General features: G+C 56.1%; 18 protein-coding genes. 9 read left to right on the top strand and 9 right to left on the bottom strand.

The features are described from left to right. Positions 1–34 precede the first annotated feature (34 nt). On the bottom strand, positions 35–778 hold the full coding sequence (rpsB, locus tag ACQCLF_RS13465; protein WP_426988138.1) for a 30S ribosomal protein S2: 744 nt from the start codon (positions 776–778) through the stop codon (positions 35–37). 312 nt (positions 779–1,090) lie between these two features. On the opposite strand from rpsB, the gene map reads away from it, so the two are divergent. The 7 genes from map to ACQCLF_RS13430 all read left to right on the top strand — a co-directional run bounded on the left by map (position 1,091) and on the right by ACQCLF_RS13430 (position 10,654). After that, positions 1,091–1,861: a type I methionyl aminopeptidase gene (gene map / locus ACQCLF_RS13460; RefSeq protein WP_426988136.1), complete on the top strand. Its 771-nt coding sequence runs from the start codon at positions 1,091–1,093 to the stop codon at positions 1,859–1,861. 2 nt (positions 1,862–1,863) lie between these two features. Next, a complete protein-coding gene (locus tag ACQCLF_RS13455) occupies positions 1,864–4,572 on the top strand; it encodes a [protein-PII] uridylyltransferase (RefSeq protein WP_426988134.1) in 2,709 nt (902 codons plus the stop codon). Between the two features lie 62 nt (positions 4,573–4,634). Beyond that, the gene (gene dapC, locus ACQCLF_RS13450) at positions 4,635–5,834 is read left to right on the top strand and encodes a succinyldiaminopimelate transaminase (RefSeq protein WP_426988132.1); all 1,200 of its coding nucleotides are present in this window, start codon (positions 4,635–4,637) and stop codon (positions 5,832–5,834) included. A 19-nt stretch (positions 5,835–5,853) separates the two neighbouring features. Next, positions 5,854–6,525, top strand: coding sequence for an endonuclease III (nth, locus tag ACQCLF_RS13445; RefSeq protein ID WP_426988130.1), 672 nt, complete (start codon positions 5,854–5,856; stop codon positions 6,523–6,525). A 126-nt stretch (positions 6,526–6,651) separates the two neighbouring features. After that, entirely contained in the window at positions 6,652–7,710 is a 1,059-nt protein-coding gene (locus ACQCLF_RS13440; RefSeq protein WP_426988128.1) for a lysylphosphatidylglycerol synthase transmembrane domain-containing protein, read from the top strand. Next, positions 7,707–9,971 (top strand): glycosyltransferase, encoded by a 2,265-nt coding sequence (locus ACQCLF_RS13435; RefSeq protein ID WP_426988126.1) that lies wholly within the window; start codon positions 7,707–7,709, stop codon positions 9,969–9,971. The genes ACQCLF_RS13440 and ACQCLF_RS13435 overlap by 4 nt, the downstream gene beginning before the upstream one ends. Positions 9,972–10,132: 161 nt before the next feature. Then, complete coding sequence (locus ACQCLF_RS13430) at positions 10,133–10,654, top strand: hypothetical protein (RefSeq protein WP_426988124.1); 522 nt, start codon at positions 10,133–10,135, stop codon at positions 10,652–10,654. Here ACQCLF_RS13430 and ACQCLF_RS13425 read toward each other — a convergent pair. The 7 genes from ACQCLF_RS13425 to ACQCLF_RS13395 form a co-directional block, all read right to left on the bottom strand. Further along, positions 10,644–11,000: a hypothetical protein gene (locus tag ACQCLF_RS13425; RefSeq protein WP_426988122.1), complete on the bottom strand. Its 357-nt coding sequence runs from the start codon at positions 10,998–11,000 to the stop codon at positions 10,644–10,646. The two genes, ACQCLF_RS13430 and ACQCLF_RS13425, sit on opposite strands and share 11 nt — an antisense overlap. A 36-nt stretch (positions 11,001–11,036) precedes the next feature. Next, on the bottom strand, positions 11,037–11,984 hold the full coding sequence (locus tag ACQCLF_RS13420; protein WP_426988120.1) for a rhodanese-related sulfurtransferase: 948 nt from the start codon (positions 11,982–11,984) through the stop codon (positions 11,037–11,039). A 115-nt stretch (positions 11,985–12,099) separates the two neighbouring features. Then, positions 12,100–12,411 (bottom strand): BolA/IbaG family iron-sulfur metabolism protein, encoded by a 312-nt coding sequence (locus ACQCLF_RS13415; RefSeq protein ID WP_426988118.1) that lies wholly within the window; start codon positions 12,409–12,411, stop codon positions 12,100–12,102. Positions 12,412–12,555: 144 nt separating this feature from the next. After that, entirely contained in the window at positions 12,556–13,104 is a 549-nt protein-coding gene (locus ACQCLF_RS13410; RefSeq protein ID WP_426988116.1) for a hypothetical protein, read from the bottom strand. Continuing rightward, entirely contained in the window at positions 13,101–13,832 is a 732-nt protein-coding gene (locus tag ACQCLF_RS13405; RefSeq protein WP_426988114.1) for an OmpA family protein, read from the bottom strand. The genes ACQCLF_RS13410 and ACQCLF_RS13405 overlap by 4 nt, the downstream gene beginning before the upstream one ends. Then, positions 13,780–15,096 (bottom strand): hypothetical protein, encoded by a 1,317-nt coding sequence (locus tag ACQCLF_RS13400; protein WP_426988112.1) that lies wholly within the window; start codon positions 15,094–15,096, stop codon positions 13,780–13,782. Before ACQCLF_RS13400 ends, ACQCLF_RS13405 begins: the two co-directional genes overlap by 53 nt. An 87-nt stretch (positions 15,097–15,183) precedes the next feature. Continuing rightward, complete coding sequence (locus ACQCLF_RS13395; RefSeq protein WP_426988110.1) at positions 15,184–15,561, bottom strand: diacylglycerol kinase; 378 nt, start codon at positions 15,559–15,561, stop codon at positions 15,184–15,186. A gap of 150 nt (positions 15,562–15,711) precedes the next feature. Between ACQCLF_RS13395 and ACQCLF_RS13390 the strand changes: the two genes are divergently transcribed. After that, a complete protein-coding gene (locus ACQCLF_RS13390; protein ID WP_426988108.1) occupies positions 15,712–16,254 on the top strand; it encodes a phosphatase PAP2 family protein in 543 nt (180 codons plus the stop codon). Beyond that, a complete protein-coding gene (locus ACQCLF_RS13385) occupies positions 16,251–17,342 on the top strand; it encodes an MJ1255/VC2487 family glycosyltransferase (protein ID WP_426988106.1) in 1,092 nt (363 codons plus the stop codon). The genes ACQCLF_RS13390 and ACQCLF_RS13385 overlap by 4 nt, the downstream gene beginning before the upstream one ends. A gap of 8 nt (positions 17,343–17,350) precedes the next feature. Here ACQCLF_RS13385 and arfB read toward each other — a convergent pair whose 3' ends face one another. Further along, a complete protein-coding gene (gene arfB, locus ACQCLF_RS13380) occupies positions 17,351–17,764 on the bottom strand; it encodes an alternative ribosome rescue aminoacyl-tRNA hydrolase ArfB (protein ID WP_426988104.1) in 414 nt (137 codons plus the stop codon). Between the last annotated feature and the right edge of the window lie 4 nt (positions 17,765–17,768).

Below are 17,768 nucleotides of genomic sequence, written 5' to 3'. Positions count from 1 at the left end.
CCTGCCCCCTTTGCCTGGCCGTGAGACGCAGAGCTTACTCGGCGGCCGCTTCACCTTCGGCAGCCACGTACTCGTCTTTGTTAGGCACGGCCTGGGCTTCTTTCCCACCTTCCAGGCAGGCGTCAGCCATGGCACTTACGTAAAGCTTGATAGCGCGGATAGCGTCATCGTTACCCGGGATGATGTAGTCGATATCGTCCGGGTTGCTGTTGGTATCCACGATGCCAATAATCGGAATGCCCAGCTTCTTGGCTTCCTGGATCGCAATACGCTCGTGGTCAACATCCACCACGAACAAAGCGTCCGGCAGGCCGCTCATGTCTTTGATACCACCAATGGAGCGCTCCAGCTTTTCCATATCACGGGTGCGCATCAGGGCTTCTTTCTTGGTCAGCTTTTCAAAGGTTCCGTCCTGGCTCTGGGCTTCCAGCTCGCGATAGCGACGGATAGAGGCACGGATGGTTTTGTAGTTGGTCAGCATCCCGCCCAACCAGCGATGGCTGACGAACGGCATGCCAGCACGCTCGGCCTGCTCTTTGATGGTTTTCTGAGCAGCACGCTTGGTACCGACGAACAGCACCTTTTTCTTCTGGGCGGCCATCTTCTTGACCACTTCCATCGCCTCAGCAAAGGCGGGAACGGTTTTTTCCAGATTGATGATGTGAATCTTGTTGCGGGCACCAAAGATAAAGCGGTTCATCTTCGGGTTCCAATAGCGGGTCTGGTGGCCAAAGTGGGCACCAGCCTGCAGCATATCGCGCATGCTTACTGAAGGCATTTTGTCATTCCTATATATCGGGTTAGGCCTCCACACACCCGGTCAACCAACCCGCTTGCGGGCACCCAGGCTGAACGTAACGGTGCGTGTGTGACGTTAAGGTTTCAATACTATGCCGCTTCCCGGAGGAGTCCGGCGCCCCGCTCGCCGAGACAGCTCGGGTTGCAGAGCCGCGCTTTATACCATAATTCCCTTCCCAGGGAAACCCAAAATGCCCTTTCCCGGCGGCCTTGACCTTCCCCCAGCGGGCTGTCGGAGACCGCCCGGATCGTTTAGAATGAGGACTTTTCCCTGCAATTTTGGCGAGAAAGCATGTCTGTCAGTATCAAAACCCCCGAAGAGATCGAAAAAATGCGCGTCGCCGGTCGAATGGCCGCCGAAGTGCTGGAAATGATTGAGCCACACGTCCAACCCGGCGTCACCACCGCCGAGCTGGACCGGTTGTGCCATGAGCACATCGTCAACGTGCAAAACGCCATCCCTGCCTGCCTCAACTACCGAGGCTTCCCGAAGTCTATTTGCACCTCGGTGAATCAAGTGATCTGTCACGGTATCCCGTCAGAGAAAAAGACATTGAAGAACGGCGATATCATCAATATCGACGTCACGGTCATCTATGATGGTTACCACGGCGACACCAGCAAAATGTATTTTGTCGGCAAACGCCTCCCGCACGCCGAGCGGTTGGTAGCGGTCACCCAGGAATGCCTCTACAAAGGCATTGAGATGGTCAGGCCGGGCGTTCGTCTCGGAGATATTGGCCACATCATCCAGCAGCACGCTGAGAGCAACCACTATTCCGTCGTGCGCGAATACTGCGGCCACGGCATTGGCGCCGTATTCCACGAAGACCCCCAGATATTGCACTACGGCCGCCCCGATACGGGGATGGAGCTTAAAGAAGGCATGACCTTCACCATTGAACCCATGGTCAACGCCGGTAAACGACACACCAAAACCAAGCCGGATGGCTGGACGGTGGAAACACGCGATGGCCGACTTTCCGCGCAATGGGAACATACGTTGGCGGTAACCAGCGATGGTGTGGAAGTGCTGACGGCCCGCCGGGAGGAATCCTTCTAAGCATGGAGATCCAGTCAATCCCCTACTTTGAACGCCCTCTGTTCTTTTTTGATCAGGCCCGTTTTCGTCGTGCGCTGCTCGAAAAACCCGTTATTACCGTCTTCAAAGATGCAATCGCGGCGGCCAACCGGCAGTTCGACGCCCGCTTTCGGGAAGGGGAAGACATCCGTGCACTGATCCACGACCGTGCACTGTTTGTAGATTGCATGCTCCATTATGTCTGGCACCGCCACGCCTGGCCGCTGGGCATCAGCATGGAAGCCGTGGGCGGCTATGGCCGCTGTGAGCTGCATCCGCACTCGGATATCGATCTGCTGATTCTCGCGGGCAATAAAAGCACGCTGGAGCGCTGCCAAAGCCAAATCGAGCAATTACTGACATTTCTGTGGGACATTGGCCTGGAAATTGGCCACAGCGTGCGGACTCTGGAAGAGTGTGTCGGCTACGCCCGCGACGACATTACCGTCGCGACCAACCTGATGGAGTCCCGCACCCTGGTGGGCGACTCCTCTTTACGCATCCAGTTGATGCAGGAAACGGCACCAGACCAGCTGTGGCCCGCGGATGCGTTCTTCAAAGCCAAGTGGCAAGAGCAATTGGATCGGCACCAGAAGTACAACGACACCGAATACAATCTCGAACCCAATATCAAGAATGCCCCCGGCGGATTGCGCGACATTCAAATGATCAGCTGGGTCGCAAAACGTTTTTTCCAGGTTCGTACCCTCAAGCAGCTTGAAGGCAAAGGCTTCTTCACGGAAGAAGAGTTCTCACTGATGCAAAGCGGCGAGGAATTCCTGTGGCGGGTACGCTACGGACTGCACATGATCGCCGGTCGAGCCGAGGACCGGTTGCTATTCGATCACCAGCGCGAACTGGCCGCTCTGTTTGGCTACCGGGACAATGCCGAAAGCCTGGCGGTCGAACAGTTTATGCACCGCTACTATCGGCTGGCCATGTCACTGCGGGAACTCAACGATGTCCTGCTTCAGTTTTTACATGAAGTCATTCTGCAAAAAGGCGCCTGCAAAAACGTTACGGCACTGAGTGAGCGGTTCCAGTTACGCGACCACTACATCGAAGCCACCCACATTTATGTGTTCGAGGAAACGCCGTCGGCATTGCTGGAAATTTTTGTGTTGATGGCAAAACACCCCGACATCCAGGGCGTGCGTGCCTCGACGATTCGGCTGCTGCGCGAAAGCCGTTACCAGATCGACGACGCCTATCGTTGCGCGCCCGAGAATACCCGCCTGTTCCTCGAACTTTTCCAGTATCCGCAAGGGCTGGTCGAACAGCTCAAGCGTATGTCCCGCTATGGCATTCTGGGCCTGTACCTGCCGGAATTTGGCCTTGTGACCGGCCAGATGCAGCACGACCTTTTCCACATTTACACCGTGGACGCACACACGCTGAAAGTCATGCAGAATATGTGCGATTTCTGGAAGCCGGATGCCAAGGACGAGTTCCCTATCGCGGCTCACCTGATAAGGCGGTTGCCCAAACCAGAGTTGCTTTATATCGCCGGGCTGTACCATGACATTGCCAAGGGGCGAGGCGGCGATCACTCAACCCTGGGGGCAGTGGATGCCGAGGCGTTTTGCCAGCGTCACGGCCTGTCACCACGGGACACCCGCCTGGTGTGCTGGCTGGTAGAACAACATTTGTTAATGTCATCGGTCGCGCAAAAGCAGGATATTTCCGACCCCGATGTCATCCACGATTTTGCGTTGCGTATTGGCGACCAACAGCGCCTGGATTACCTCTACAGTTTGACGGTAGCGGACATTAACGGCACCAACAAAGAGCTGTGGAATACCTGGCGCGCCAGCCTGATGCGCCAGCTTTACCTGGAAACCAAGCGTGCCTTACGTCGTGGGCTGGAAAACAATATCGACAAACACGAGTTAATTGAAGAGACGCAGCAATCCGCGCTACGCAAACTTGAGCGCAAACACATTGAGGAAGAAACGGTTTGGACGCTCTGGAAAGATATGAGCGAAGAGTATTTCATGCGTGAAACCGCGCTGGATATTGCCTGGCATACCGAAGCCATGGCCCATCACGATAGCGAAGCGCCATTGATTTTAATCAAGCGTACCAGCAGCCGTGAGCTCGAAGGTGCCACGCAGATTTTTGTCCGCCATAAAGGGCACAACAATATTTTTGCCGCTGTTGCCACGGCGTTGGATCAGCTAAACCTCAGCATTCAGGACGCGCGTATCTACAACTCCGGCAGTGGTTATACCGCCGATACATTTTTTGTACTGAATCAAAATGGTGAGCCGTTGGGCGATGACCCTAAAGTGCTCAAACGGATTCACGATGCCCTGCTGGAGGAATTGCGCCTGGTGGATGATTACTCTGAAGTGATCAGCCGCCGCACCCCCCGGCGTTTGAAGCATTTCACGATGCCAACTCGTACCCGCCTGAGTAACGATATGATCAGTGGTTACACGGTGCTGGAGGTTATCAGTCCGGATCGCCCAGGCTTGCTGGCGTGTATTGGGCGTATTTTTCTTCAGTTTGGTATTGAGCTACAGAACGCGAAGATTGCGACGCTGGGCGAGCGCGTGGAGGATGTGTTTTTTATTACCGATGGTGAGGGTAATCCGCTGAGTGATCCGGCGCTCTGTGAGTCTTTGCAGCGGGAGATTTGTGAGCAGTTGGACAAGCGAGCGACCAAGACATCGTCGGTGGTGAATCTTTAGAGAGGCCAGCTTCGGCAACCCCGGTTAGAAGCAGGAATCAATTTGCCAACAAGATTGACCTTATGAACCCAGATCTGAATCAACTCCACCCCTATCCGTTTGAAAAGCTGGCCAGTCTCAAGGCGGGCATTCAGCCACCCGAAGGGTTGGCCCATATCGCGCTGTCCATTGGTGAGCCCAAACACGCGCCACCTCAGTTCGTGCTTGATACGCTCAGCAACCATCTCGACCGCGTGGCCAACTACCCGGCCACCAAGGGCCTTCCCGAACTGCGCCAGGCTATCGCGGCCTGGGCCGAGCGGCGTTTCAAACTCTCTGCCGATATGCTTGACCCGGAAACCCAGGTGCTGCCCGTTAACGGTACGCGGGAGGCGTTGTTTGCGTTTGCCCAGGCGGTGGTGGATCGCACACAAACCAATCCGTTGGTAGTGAGTCCGAATCCGTTTTACCAGATTTACGAAGGGGCCGCTCTGCTGGCGGGTGCCAACACGGCGTTTTTGAATTGCACCGCCGACAACCGTTATATCCCGGACTTTTCAGCGGTTTCTCCCGATACTTGGCGCGACTGCCAATTGCTCTACTTGTGCTCACCGGGCAACCCGACTGGCGCGGTGCTCACGCTGGAGCATTGGCGCACTCTGTTGGCACTGGCCGACCAATACGACTTTGTCATTGCTTCGGATGAATGCTATTCGGAGCTGTATTTCGACGAGGGGGCTCCCCCCATGGGTTTGTTGCAAGCCTGTTGCGAGCTGGGGCGCACTGATTTCAACCGTTGCGTGGTGTTTCACAGTTTGTCCAAGCGCTCGAACCTGCCCGGCCTGCGTTCCGGGTTTGCAGCCGGGGATGCGTCGATCCTGGCGGAGTTTCTGCGTTACCGCACTTACCATGGTTGTGCGATGCCCGTTCCCTCGCAACTGGCGAGTATCGCTGCCTGGGAAGACGAAGACCACGTAATGGCCAATCGAGCCTTGTATCGGCAGAAGTTTGAAGCGGTGCTGGATATTCTGGATGGCTGCCTGGCGGTGTCGCGGCCGGAGGCCGGCTTTTATCTCTGGCCGCGCACCCCGGTGGACAGCGAAACGTTTGCTCGCGAGCTGTTTGCCCAGCAAAATATTACCGTGTTGCCCGGCAATTATCTCGCGCGATCCACCGGGAACGGTAACCCCGGAGACCAGTACGTGCGCATGGCGCTGGTGGCATCTGCTGAAGAGTGCGTCGAAGCGGCGCGCCGTCTAAAAGCGTTTATGGCTCAGTTTTAGCGTTGGCGAAGAGATGGCAATGACCGAACTGAAAAACCTGAAAAAAGCCGACCGGGTGGCGCTCATTCTGGAACGACTCCAGGTATTGTACCCGGCTCCTCCCATCCCTTTGGATCATAAAGACCCCTACACGCTTTTGGTCGCGGTGCTTCTGTCGGCTCAATGCACCGATGAACGCGTTAACCAGGTCACCCCCCATCTGTGGAAACTGGCCGACAATCCCTACGATATGGCCAAAGTGCCGGTAGAGGATATCAAGGCCGTTATTCGCCCCTGCGGCCTCTCTCCGCAAAAGTCCAAAGCCATTTCTCGCTTGTCGCACATTCTGGTGGAGGATTACGGCGGCAAGGTACCCCAGGATATCGATGCACTGGAGACGCTGCCCGGCGTGGGCCATAAAACCGCCAGCGTTGTGATGAGTCAGGCGTTTGGCGAACCCGCCTTCCCGGTGGACACCCATATTCATCGGCTGGCCCAGCGGTGGGGCCTCACCACGGGAAAGAGCGTGACACAGACCGAGAAAGATCTTAAGCGCCTGTTCCCCAAGGACCGATGGAACGATCTGCACCTGCAAATCATCTATTATGGACGTGAGCACTGTTCCGCACGGCGCTGCGATGGTACCGTATGCGACATTTGCCGAACTTGCTATCCGGCACGGAAGCATCCGAAACGGGTGCACAAAGCCTGACGACTCTACCCGGACGCCTTTATCATGATCGCCGCAGTCAAGCACCTGCCTATCACGTTCGTCGCCATCAGCAAACAGCCGCTGGCCTTCCTGGCAATTTTACCGATTTAAACAGGACGCAGCGCTTTGCCTCAACAAACCCCCAACTCATGGCGACGGCTAACACTCTTCGGCGCGATTTTCATAGCGCTGACCGCCGCAGGGCTTTATTCGGTTTATCAACAATTCGCCGGACGGGAACTGACCTTCGATACCCGGCTGATTCAGCCCGTACCTGTGCTGGCGGCTATGATGCTGCTGGCCACTTACTATGTGTCCGATGCGCTGCGCCTGGGCTATACGCTGAAAGCGCTCGGGCATCATATGCCGCTGCCGCGGCTGTTAAAGCTGGTGTTTATCAACCTGTTCTTCTCTAACATTACACCGATGGCGACAGGTGGCGGTTTTGCCCAGATCTGGTACCTACAGCGCTCCGGCGTTCCTATCGGGCACGCGACCGCCGCCACAACGATCCGGACGCTGCTCGCGGTCGCCTTCATTTTTTCACTCACCCCTGTGTGCCTGTTGGCGTTGAATATTTTTGATAAAGAAAGCATTGGCGCCGATGTGGGCACGGCGCTGGTGGTATTTGTGTTTATCTATCTCGGATTCTTCTCTCTCGTACTGTTCCGCACCCGGTGGTTAATCGGCCCCATTAGCGCCACTCTGACACGCCTGCATCGCTGGCGCTGGATCAGCGATCATCGCCATCAGCGCTGGCAATACAAAGCGCGGCGGGAAATGCTTCGTTTTGCCAGAGCTTTCGGCGAGTATTGGGCCGGTGATCGGTGGGCCGTTACGCTTTCCATTTTTTTCACTGCCGTATTTCTATTGACGCTGTTCAGCTTCCCTTCGTTACTGATTTGGGCGCTGGGCTACTCAGCAGACTATTTAACCGCGCTCGGCCTGCTCAACATCACCACCTTCATTATGTATTTTTCGCCCACGCCTGGCGCGTCGGGCATTTCCGAGGGGGTATTTGGCCATTTTTTCCGCGCCTTGATCGGCGGCCAGCATTTGATACTGGTCATCATCACCTGGCGGCTGCTCACCATTTACGTGGGCATGGTGATCGGATTGTGGTTGTTCAAACGCACGCTCGCCAATGAACTGGTTAGCCCCCGGAAGAATCCCTTAACACCATGAAACACATCCGGCTGTTAAAATGGCTGTTTTACCTCAACCTGGTTATTGTCGGGTTCCTGATCGGCTATAAGGTTTACCTGAATCTGGAGCGGCCCGAGTTCAGCAGCGTCCACACTGAGCAACTACAAGACATCAAGAACCGTATTCAGGACCCCGAGCAGTTTCAGTTTGCCGTGCTTGGCAACATCAACAACTCTGTCGGTGTTTTTGAAAAGCGTTTCATTCCGGCATTGAATCAATCCGGCCTGGACTTCATGATTTCCGCAGGCAATGCCGTTAGCGGAGGCGGCGAAGATAAGTACCGGGCACTGCACGGCACACTCAGCCACCTCACCATCCCCTACCTGTTAACCTTTGGGGAAAATGAATATCAGGACTTTGGCAGCTTTCGGTTTTATGAGCACTTCGGCCCGTACTTCTACAACTTCAAGCTGGGTCGCAGTCAGTTTATTTTTCTGGACAGCACTGGAAAAACGCCCTGGCGCTGGCAAATCGAATGGCTCAAAGGGTTGCTTCAAGAACAGAACTATGGCCCTGTGTTTTTGTTTATTGGCCACCCCCTTCTGCCGATTCAGCATGACCTGTTTTTCAAACGCGAAGATCAGTACTTGCAAGACACACTGTTTCGGGAAGCTCTGCTCGGACTGATTTCACAGCACCATGTGACGGCGGTGTTCTCAGCCAACCTTCCTCTGTTTTCCGAACAAACTCACGGCGGGACGGAGTTTATTACGACGGGCGGTGCCGGCGGACTCGTGTTAAACGATGATGAGAGTTTTTACCACTATGTAGCGGTCGAGGTGAACGGCGACGAGGTGTCGCTGCAAATGCAGCGTCTGGAAATTGGTCAGCACCCACTGCTGAAAAGACTTGAAGGCTTCTGGTTTTTTGTCTATTCACTATTTTATGTAGGTTATATCAACTTCTTTCTATTGATAAGCGCGTTTATGGTGGTCGGCATCAAGCTGTATCAGCGCGTCTTTATCGGTCGCGACTACTACCCCAACTTCGATCTGGACCCCACCCCCTGGCTAGAACGTCCATTGCGGGTGGCTATGTTTACCAATAACTACCTGCCCTTCATCGGCGGTGTACCGCTCTCTATCGAACGGCTTCGGCGCGGCCTGCAAGCGCTCGGCCATGCCGTTCTTGTGGTCGCACCGCAATACCGAAACAAGTCCGTGAACGACTCCAGTGAGAAACCAGCCGCTCCGGAAAACGACACTCACGTAATACGCGCGCCCTCGCTGTTGGGTTTTGGTATCAGCGGGGAGTTTCGTCTAGCCAATATCTTTACCCGGCGTCTACGACAAGCCATACGTAATTTTCACCCCGAGATCATTCACGTTCATCACCCTATCTGGATGGGATCATTAGGCGTCTGGATGGCGCGGCGGCTAAACGTGCCGGTGGTATACACCTACCACACACGACTGGAGCATTACGCACATTTCGTGCCCTTGCCCGGCGCCCTGTTCCGTAACTTGATTTCGCACGCACTGATCAAACGGTTTGCCAATCGTTGCAACGGCGTCATTGTGCCTACCAACTCCGCAGAAGAATACCTGCGGATGATCGGCGTCAAGACGTCCATATTCGTCCAGCCGACTGGCATTGATTATGATCGTTTTCAATCCGTCAGCGATACATCACTCGTACCGTTGCGTCAACGTTTTGCTTTGCAGGGAAAACGGGTACTGATCAGTGTTTCACGGCTATCTACGGAAAAGAATATCGATTTCCTGCTCGATGCGGTGAATCATTTGCAAGGCACGACCCGAACACCCTTCCATTTGTTAATCATTGGTGACGGCCACGAGCGCCACCGCCTGCAAGAGCGCATCGATAGCGAAGGTCTCGCGGACCATGTCACGCTGGTGGGCGCTGTGCCGCCGGATGAGATGCCACTGTACTACCGCCTCGGCGATCTGTTTGTGTTCGCGTCTAAATCTGAGACGCAGGGAATGGTCATCCTTGAAGCGATGGCAGCGGCTATGCCAGTGGTGGCGGTGCGCTCCAGCGGTATCGATGATGTGGTGCGCGACGATGAAAATGGTTTTAAAACCCCCGACAATCTCAAGCTGTGGTGCATGAAAGCGACAGAACTGATTGATAATGACACGTTACGGGCGCGTCTGTCTCATCAGGCACAATCGTTTGCACAACAATATTCGACAGACGCCTTCTCCAACAGCGTGCAACGTATTTACGCCTGGCTGTTGGCCGCCCACGCCCAGAGTGACGAGGAAAACGACTGGTAGGTTTTTACTGGTTTTTACTACCAAAGCGTCTAACAGCTCACCTTCTAGACTGAATTCTAATAACGCCCCTGATTTGCGGCGCAACAATTGACCCTTGCGCCCAAATCTTTTATATAAACGCTGAAGCGGTACAACATCCATAACAACCGACTGGCGTGACTATGAAAAAATACATGATTCTACTTGGGGTTTTCTTCTGTCACTCCGCTCTCGCCTGTGACGAAACCTGTAAGCGCGAAGCGGCAATGACCGACCATAACATCACCTTTCCAGGCTATTTGACGGCCAACTATTGCCAGGACACCAGTGTGGCTTTTCTTTTGCGCGGCCGAGACAGCCTGCAGAATTACCGGGACGGCAAGCTCCAAACCGGCCACAAAGGGGGCATGCGCAATATCAGCCAGTTTCTGAAACAACGGAAGCAGTGGCTGGAGGAGTGTGACCAATATTTGGCATTAACCGGACAGGGCCGGGTCTTCCGAGACGAACCGACCACACAGGCCATTATGGCGGCCATCGACGCCACTACCTCAGAGTTGGACCGTTTGGTCGCGAGCGGAGGCGGAGTGCATGTTTCCGCCGGCCAGGCAGAAATAGCGGGAACCCGAATGGACCAGCTATTCGGTCAGTTGGACAACCACCGCACTGACCTGCAGCTTCGCGGCCAGCTGGTCATTCGTTAGCGGGCGATCTTTTTAGAGACAGTTTGGCGCGCGCCGGACGATCCTTGCTTTGCTCAGCAAACATCCGGGCTTTTTGCCCGGCCTGCTGAGCTTTTGGGTTAATGGATGGTTGGCGCCCCCGAGGTGTCGCCACGGCGCCTCCGCCTCCCGCAGAAGCCAGCGCCTGCATGCCTGAGCGCAACAATCTCGCCTGCTCAGCGTAACTTAGCCCGTCGGGATATCCGGAGGGAAACACACCGGAGGGATCACTTACGCTGCCCTCCACTTCAAGCTGAAAGCCACACGCATGCACCGCGCGGCCTGCCGTTACATCCACATCCCAGTTATCGTAATCCAGAGGTTCCACAGCCAGTCCTCCCGAATAAAGGGGTAATCAAAACGGTCAGGAGCCACCCGCCGCACGTTTCTGTCGAGCGGGAGGCTCGGCTCCCAAATGTACTTCGTTGCGTCGACGCGCCAATTCGATCTGCTTCTGGCGTTCAGCGAAGCGTGTCTTCTGATCGTCGGTCAACCGGCCATAGCAGCGAGGGCAACTCACCCCTTTCATATAGTGCGGTGACGATTTGTCTTCCTCGGTAATGGGATGCCGACAGCCATGACACTGATCGTAAGATCCGGGCTCCAGGTTGTGATCCACTGCCACCCGGTTATCAAATACAAAACATTCTCCACGCCACAGGCTTTCTTCGGCCGGCACTTCTTCCAGATACTTCAAGATGCCACCTTCCAGGTGGTACACCTCGTCAAACCCTTGCTCTTTCATATACGCAGTGGCTTTCTCACACCGAATGCCGCCGGTACAGAACATCGCCACTTTTTTGTGACGGGCCGGGTCCAGATTGTCCTTCACGTACTGCGGAAATTCCCGAAAGGTCTCGGTATTGGGGTCAAGCGCACGCTCAAAGCTGCCAATCGCGTACTCATAGTGGTTTCGAGTATCCACTACGAGTACTTCTGGGTCACTGATCAGGCGGTTCCATTCTTTGGGTGCGACATAAGTGCCAACAATGTGGCGAGGGTCAATGCCCTCCACGCCCATGGTGACAATCTCTTTCTTGAGTTTGATCTTCATCCGGTAAAAGGGCTGTCCATCCGCGGGCGATTCCTTGTGCGCCAGATCGGCCAGGCGTTCATCGGCGCGAAGGTAAGCCAGCAGCCCATCAATGCCCTCTCGGGACCCCGCCACCGTGCCATTCATACCCTCTTCGGCCAACAATAAAGTGCCTTTCAAGCCCAGCTCATTGCAGCGATCGCGAAGCGGTTCGCTCAATTCACGATAATCGGGTAACGCCACAAACTTATACAGTGCGGCGACAACAACAGAACTCATAGCTCGAAACTCTTCAATCGGAGGTCATCAGTGGTTCAAGACAGCCTTTTGGGAGTGCTCCATCAGGCGGGGCTCATTATAAACGCTTAATTTTTGTACAGCCAGTGCGCACACCCTATTCCCGACCGCCTCCCAGGCAGTTGGGAGAGGCCGGTACTTGAGCATCGCCCCACTCCTCGGGAGCGAAGGTGTGCAACGCCAGGGCATGAACCGGCCCACGCAACTCCTCGCCCAGCACACCATAAATCGCCTGATGGCGTTGAACCTGGCGTTTACCCACAAACGCTTGACTCACCAGGACCACCTTGAAGTGACTCTCTGATCCTGGCGGCACATTGTGCTGATGGCTTTCGTTGATCACTTCCATATGGCCGGGGGAGAAGGCGTCACTCAACTTGGCAATAATCGCCGTTTCAACAGGCTTCATGAATCTCTCTTACCCCATGCCCGACTCGCGGGCTCATTTCAGTTCTCAAGCAGGTTTAAGGTCGGTATTGTACCGATCAACCCACTCCAAGTGTTGACCCAGAGCAAAACACGTACAAAAAGTAAAATAAACCCCTCTCAGCGCTCACTCTACGGCATCCAATGCCCGCAAAATCGCAGAAGTCAGCGGGTAAGCAGGGTATTGCCGAAAAAAATCAGACAGCTGGAACGTTTCCAGAACACGCTCACTATAGTCACGATGACGCCCGCGCGCCGCATCGAAGCCCCGAAACTCAAGCTGTTGCAGACAGCGCGGGCACACGCGCCAGGGCCAGGGATCCGGGGCTGGCAATTGCGTGCCAATATGAACGCGCTGATCAGGCTCCTGGCGCCTCAGCATTTGCAGGCCCCGGCAGTAGGCCAGGTGATAGCAGGGCACCGAAGAGTCCGTGGTGCGCCCCGGCACATCCTCAAACCAGAGAAGTATCCGGCTGTTCTTGTAAGCCAGCGTGTAATCGTGCATACAGCGCAGCTGGGACCAGCCTACCGTCAACCCATCGGCCAGCTCAGACCGTTCCGCTGCGGTCAGGTGCAAGCGCGGATCAAAGAACTCAAAAGCTCCCAGTTGCTCAGCGCCCATGCGCTCCCGGAGTGTATTAAAGGGCTCGAAGCCCAGAAAGTCCGGCAGTTTCAAGAGCGATCCTCAGTCACCAGCCCCTCGATACGGGACTCCGCATCGGTGCGCAACCGGAACTCCACCCTCCGGGATCGTACCTCGTCTTCCTCACCATTTACGATCACCGGCTTGGAGGACGATAACCCGTTGGCGGTCAGGTGGGACTTGATCCAGGGCTTATCATCTGCCACTTCCGGCAATCCCAGCAAAAAGGCCAGCGTGGTCCGGGTGCGCGACTGCGACAGCGCCATATTGCGAATGTACGCCTCCTCTTCGGGCATTTCTCCCCAGTCACTGGAGGTATGCCCCTCGATACGCACTTCCAGAATATCGTCGCGGTAGGTGGGCGAGCTGATAATCGCCAGATAGCGCGGGAAAAAGTCAGCCAGAATGTCCTGGAACGCCGGGCGCAGCGTGTCCTGCCCCTGGGGGAAGAGAACATCCGTATTGTAAAAGCGCAGGCTCAAGTCCCGATTCAGTTCGGCCCCCCAGCGCGGCAAGTCTTCGCCAAACTCGTCCTGCAGGTCGTTGTATAACTGCGTGCGCAAGCGGTCATACAGTACGGCGACATCGCGAACCTTTCGGGTCTCGATTTCAAGCTGCACCATATACACCACGGCGATCAACAGGAAGACCATCATCAGGCCACCCATCAGGTCACTGACGGATACCCAATGCTCCTCGTGTTCTACATCATGATTGGGCCGGGGCGCGAGCGGATTGTGCTTTCCGGGGCGCGGACTCATGGGCATCTTCCGGGGTTGTCGACACAGAAGCGTTACTGGCCTGCACCAGCGCACGCAACTTATCAGTAAGCGGGGCGTAGTCGTTGACAAACTTTTCAGACAGCGACGTCAACTGGTAGCCAAAGGTTGTGAGCGCTTTGGTCAGCTCCTTCTCGAGGGCCTGGTCCAGTTGCTCCAGTTGCTCTCCGGTGCGCTGCACCATCGCCGACACTTGATCGTGCAGGCCGGTTTGAGAGTGTGACAGGCTATCCGCCAGGTTGCGGTGTACTTCGGCGGAGGTATCGCGCAGCGCCCGTGAAGCTTCATCGAGCACCTGGCTAAGCTGCTGCTGGTTGCGTGTCACACTCTCAGCCAGTTGGTCTGTCAGCGCGTCCACCCGCCCTTCGAGCGATGGCAGGCCCGCTGCGGCTTTCTCAGCCACCGTCGCCAGCTGGGAGAGGTATTGGTCCAGCCCCCGCGATTGCTCTTGCAGTGCCTCCATCAGCCCGCCCAGGGACTCAGACACCTGATTGAACACCTCTGAGTGGGTCACGACTTTTTCGTAGGCCTGGCTAGCCTTGTCCAGCAACTCACCATTGGACTTTTGTGTGACCAGCAGCTCCTGCAGCTCCGTTTTGTAATTCTGCTGCCACAGCAACATATTCCCGACGGCTTCGTTGAGCTTTTTGAAATTCTCGCCGTACTGAACATCGATTTGGGCGTTAAAGTCCCTCAGTACGGTTTCCAGCGCCTGAATCAGTGCGTTGGTGTTAGCCTCGGTCATATCGGCCTGATACTGTTCCAGCGAGCGCTTGAGGCTGGCCATCTCACGCGTTTGCTGCTGTTGCAGCCCTTGAATCGCCGCGTTCAGTCCCCCTGCTTCCGGGTCCGAGAGAGAGCGGTGGATATCGGCGAGAAGATTGGCGAGATCATCCACCGAGGCCGCTTCATAACTGTCCTGTCGGTGGTGCAGGCGCAACGTGGAAGCCAGGTGACGGAACTTCACCACCAGCGCGCCAAACAATCCGGCGATGGAGGTCCAGAACGCGGTTTTCAGTCCCTCGATAAGGTCGGGAACACTCGACTGGATATTGTCGGCATCGAACGCCAACAGCCCCATCGCCACACCGAGAAAGGTGCCGAAGATACCCGTACTGGTCAGAATCGTGGGAGCGTGCGCCGCGCTCTGAGCGGAATAGCCAGGGCCAGCGAAATACAGTGTTAACAGCGTAATCAGCGCCATTAACACCAGCGAAAGCGTGGAAAAGTCGTGCAAGAAATCCATAGGGCCAGAGCCTGAAAGCCGCAGAGGCGTTAGCATCGGCCCGAGTGTAGCGTATTACCGCCCTGTGACACCACCGCCAATCACGCCTCAGTGGCCGACAAACCGTTGATAACCCAGCGTAAACCAGACAATGGCGAGCAGAACCAGGCTGACCAGTACCAAGGAGGACCCCAGATCCTTGGCTCGACCGGATAGCACATGCAGCTCCTCGCCGGCCCGATCCACAACCGCCTCTATGGCGGAATTGGCCAGCTCGGCCATAATGACCCAGAATACGCTGGCGACTAACAGCAGACGTTCCACCACCGTTTCGCCCACCCAAAAGGCCGCTGGCAGCAACACAACGGCCAGAAATACCTCCTGACGAAACGCGGCTTCAAAGCGCCACGCCGCCGCAAACCCGTTCATCGAATAACCGAACGCATCAATAATACGACGCAGACCTTTCTTACCGGGCTTGGGCATCCCGTCTCTCCTCCCCAAAAGGCGCTAACGGTAACGGATTACCGGCCGCATGAAAATGGCTCGCCTATACTGTCACATAAGATTCACAAAGCGCTGCTAATAATACCCTCGTCACGGCTCAGAGCCCATGCAAACAATGGCGGTGCTGCTATGAACAATCTCTTTGAACGCGTCCACCAGCTCGACACCCTCGCCTTTCTCTGGCTACACGTCACCAAACGATTCCCCTATCGCAAATCGGTTCGCTGGGTCTCCCGCACCGGCGATGGTCATCTCTATGCCTTGATCTGTCTGGCCCTGGCCTTCTGGGAGCCGGAACACGGCTCCGCCATGGCACTGGCCGCCACACTGGCTTACTGCCTGGATATCAGCGCATACCTCGTCCTGAAAAACGTGATTCGCCGGGACCGACCCGCAATGAAAATTGACTTTTACGAGGCCTGGATCACCCCCTCGGATCAGTTCAGCTTCCCCTCGGGGCACACAGCGGCCGCTTTTCTATTCGCGGCGCTGGTGGCCAGTTTTTACCCGGTGATGGCGGTGCCCTGCTACCTCTGGGCCAGCCTGATCGGGGCCAGCCGGGTACTGCTCGGCGTGCACTACCCCAGCGACATCGCCGCCGGCGCCTTGCTCGGATCGGGCGCCGCGTTTTTCGGACTCTATCTAGCCCCGATCATCTGGGGAGGTTTATGAAGATACTGTATGGCATTCAGGGCACGGGCAACGGTCACACCACTCGCGCTCGAATCATGGCCAGCGCCCTGGCCGCTGAGGGAGCGGATGTGGACTGGGTATTCTCCGGGCGAGCGCCGGGAGACTATTTTGACATGGAAGTGTTCGGAGATTACCAGTGTTTTCGGGGGCTGACTTTTGTCACCCGTCACGGCCGGGTGCTCTACCCTCAGACCTTTCTCCAAAGCCACCTGAGTCGCCTTTACCGGGACATTCGCTCACTGGACGTGAGCGGGTATGACCTGTTGCTCAACGATTTTGAGCCTATAACGGCCTGGGCCGCAAAGAGAGCGGGGCTGCGAAGCATCGGCTTATCGCACCAGGCAGCCTTCCAGCACGCAATTCCCAAGCGCGGGGAGAACACCTTCGTTCGTTGGTTTATGCGATATTTCGCTCCGGTGGATCAGGCCATCGGCTTGCACTGGCATCACTTCAACCAGTCGATTCTGCCGCCGCTGGTGGAACCTTCACACTACCCCAACGAATGTCAAAAAGGAGAGTGCCTGGTTTACCTTCCCTTCGCTCATCTGGACGACTTCCTGCCGCAGCTGAAAGCCTTTCCGGATACCCGATTCTATGTTTACCAGCAGGTGCCGGAACCGAGGAACGAGGGCCATATTCATATTCGCCCCTTTTCCCGCGAAGGCTTCCAGGCCGATCTGCACCGGTGTGAGGGTGTCATTTGCAGCGCGGGGTTCGAGTTGCCCAGCGAGGCCATTCAGCTCGGCAAGAAACTCCTGGTTCAGCCCGTCATTGGCCAAATGGAGCAGCAGTCCAATGCCCTCGCGTTGAGCCAGTTGGGCTACGGCGCCGTCGCTCAGGTGTTGAGTGAAAAAGCGATTGGTGACTGGTTGGCCATGCCACGGCAACGACCCGTTGCCTACCCGAACGTGGCACAGGCCCTGGCGCGGTGGATTGTCCAGGAAAACGCTCAGGCATCGGGTTTCGAGGCGTTACGCAATGAATTATGGCAGGCTGTGCCGGAGCCGGAAGTGAATCGGTATGACACATCGACACGACCGAATCCAACACCGGGTGCCGCCTCTTAAAACAACGCTTACAGTTTGACGGGCCCACGATTACGCTTGATGGACCCCCGGTGCGTTTTACGGTCCATGCGTTTTTGGCGTGCCGAGCGGGTCGGCCGGGTCGGCCGCCGATGCTTGGGGCGAATACTGGCTTTGGCGATCACCTCTGCCAGCCGCTCCAGGGCATCCGTTCGATTCTTTTCCCAGCTTCGAAACTGCTGAGCCTTGATAACCAGCACGCCATCGCTCGTCAAACGCTGATCACGCTGGTTCAACAGACGCTCCTTGATCTCGTCGGGCAGGGAGGAAGCGGCTACATCAAAGCGCAGATGCACCGCACTGTTGACCTTGTTCACGTTCTGACCGCCCGCGCCCTGGGCACGAATGGCGGTCAACTCAATTTCATCTTCGGGAATAGAGACGGAAGGTGTGATGGTCAGCACGGCG

This window comes from Marinimicrobium sp. ARAG 43.8 (assembly GCF_050113635.1).
Classification (GTDB): Bacteria; Pseudomonadota; Gammaproteobacteria; order Pseudomonadales; family Cellvibrionaceae; genus Marinimicrobium.
The sequence above is the reverse complement of the archived record's forward strand: the minus strand, read 5'-3'. Positions and strand labels throughout refer to the sequence as shown.

Bases quoted from the DNA above. Each gene is read 5' to 3' on its own strand.
- rpsB (WP_426988138.1), bottom strand. From the start codon at position 778: ATGCCTTCAGTAAGCATGCGCGATATGCTGCAGGCTGGTGCCCACTTT.
- map (WP_426988136.1), top strand. From the start codon at position 1,091: ATGTCTGTCAGTATCAAAACCCCCGAAGAGATCGAAAAAATGCGCGTC.
- ACQCLF_RS13455 (WP_426988134.1), top strand. From the start codon at position 1,864: ATGGAGATCCAGTCAATCCCCTACTTTGAACGCCCTCTGTTCTTTTTT.
- dapC (WP_426988132.1), top strand. From the start codon at position 4,635: ATGAACCCAGATCTGAATCAACTCCACCCCTATCCGTTTGAAAAGCTG.
- nth (WP_426988130.1), top strand. From the start codon at position 5,854: ATGACCGAACTGAAAAACCTGAAAAAAGCCGACCGGGTGGCGCTCATT.
- ACQCLF_RS13435 (WP_426988126.1), top strand. From the start codon at position 7,707: ATGAAACACATCCGGCTGTTAAAATGGCTGTTTTACCTCAACCTGGTT.
- ACQCLF_RS13430 (WP_426988124.1), top strand. From the start codon at position 10,133: ATGAAAAAATACATGATTCTACTTGGGGTTTTCTTCTGTCACTCCGCT.
- ACQCLF_RS13420 (WP_426988120.1), bottom strand. From the start codon at position 11,984: ATGAGTTCTGTTGTTGTCGCCGCACTGTATAAGTTTGTGGCGTTACCC.
- ACQCLF_RS13415 (WP_426988118.1), bottom strand. From the start codon at position 12,411: ATGAAGCCTGTTGAAACGGCGATTATTGCCAAGTTGAGTGACGCCTTC.
- ACQCLF_RS13405 (WP_426988114.1), bottom strand. From the start codon at position 13,832: ATGAGTCCGCGCCCCGGAAAGCACAATCCGCTCGCGCCCCGGCCCAAT.
- ACQCLF_RS13400 (WP_426988112.1), bottom strand. From the start codon at position 15,096: ATGGATTTCTTGCACGACTTTTCCACGCTTTCGCTGGTGTTAATGGCG.
- ACQCLF_RS13395 (WP_426988110.1), bottom strand. From the start codon at position 15,561: ATGCCCAAGCCCGGTAAGAAAGGTCTGCGTCGTATTATTGATGCGTTC.
- ACQCLF_RS13390 (WP_426988108.1), top strand. From the start codon at position 15,712: ATGAACAATCTCTTTGAACGCGTCCACCAGCTCGACACCCTCGCCTTT.
- ACQCLF_RS13385 (WP_426988106.1), top strand. From the start codon at position 16,251: ATGAAGATACTGTATGGCATTCAGGGCACGGGCAACGGTCACACCACT.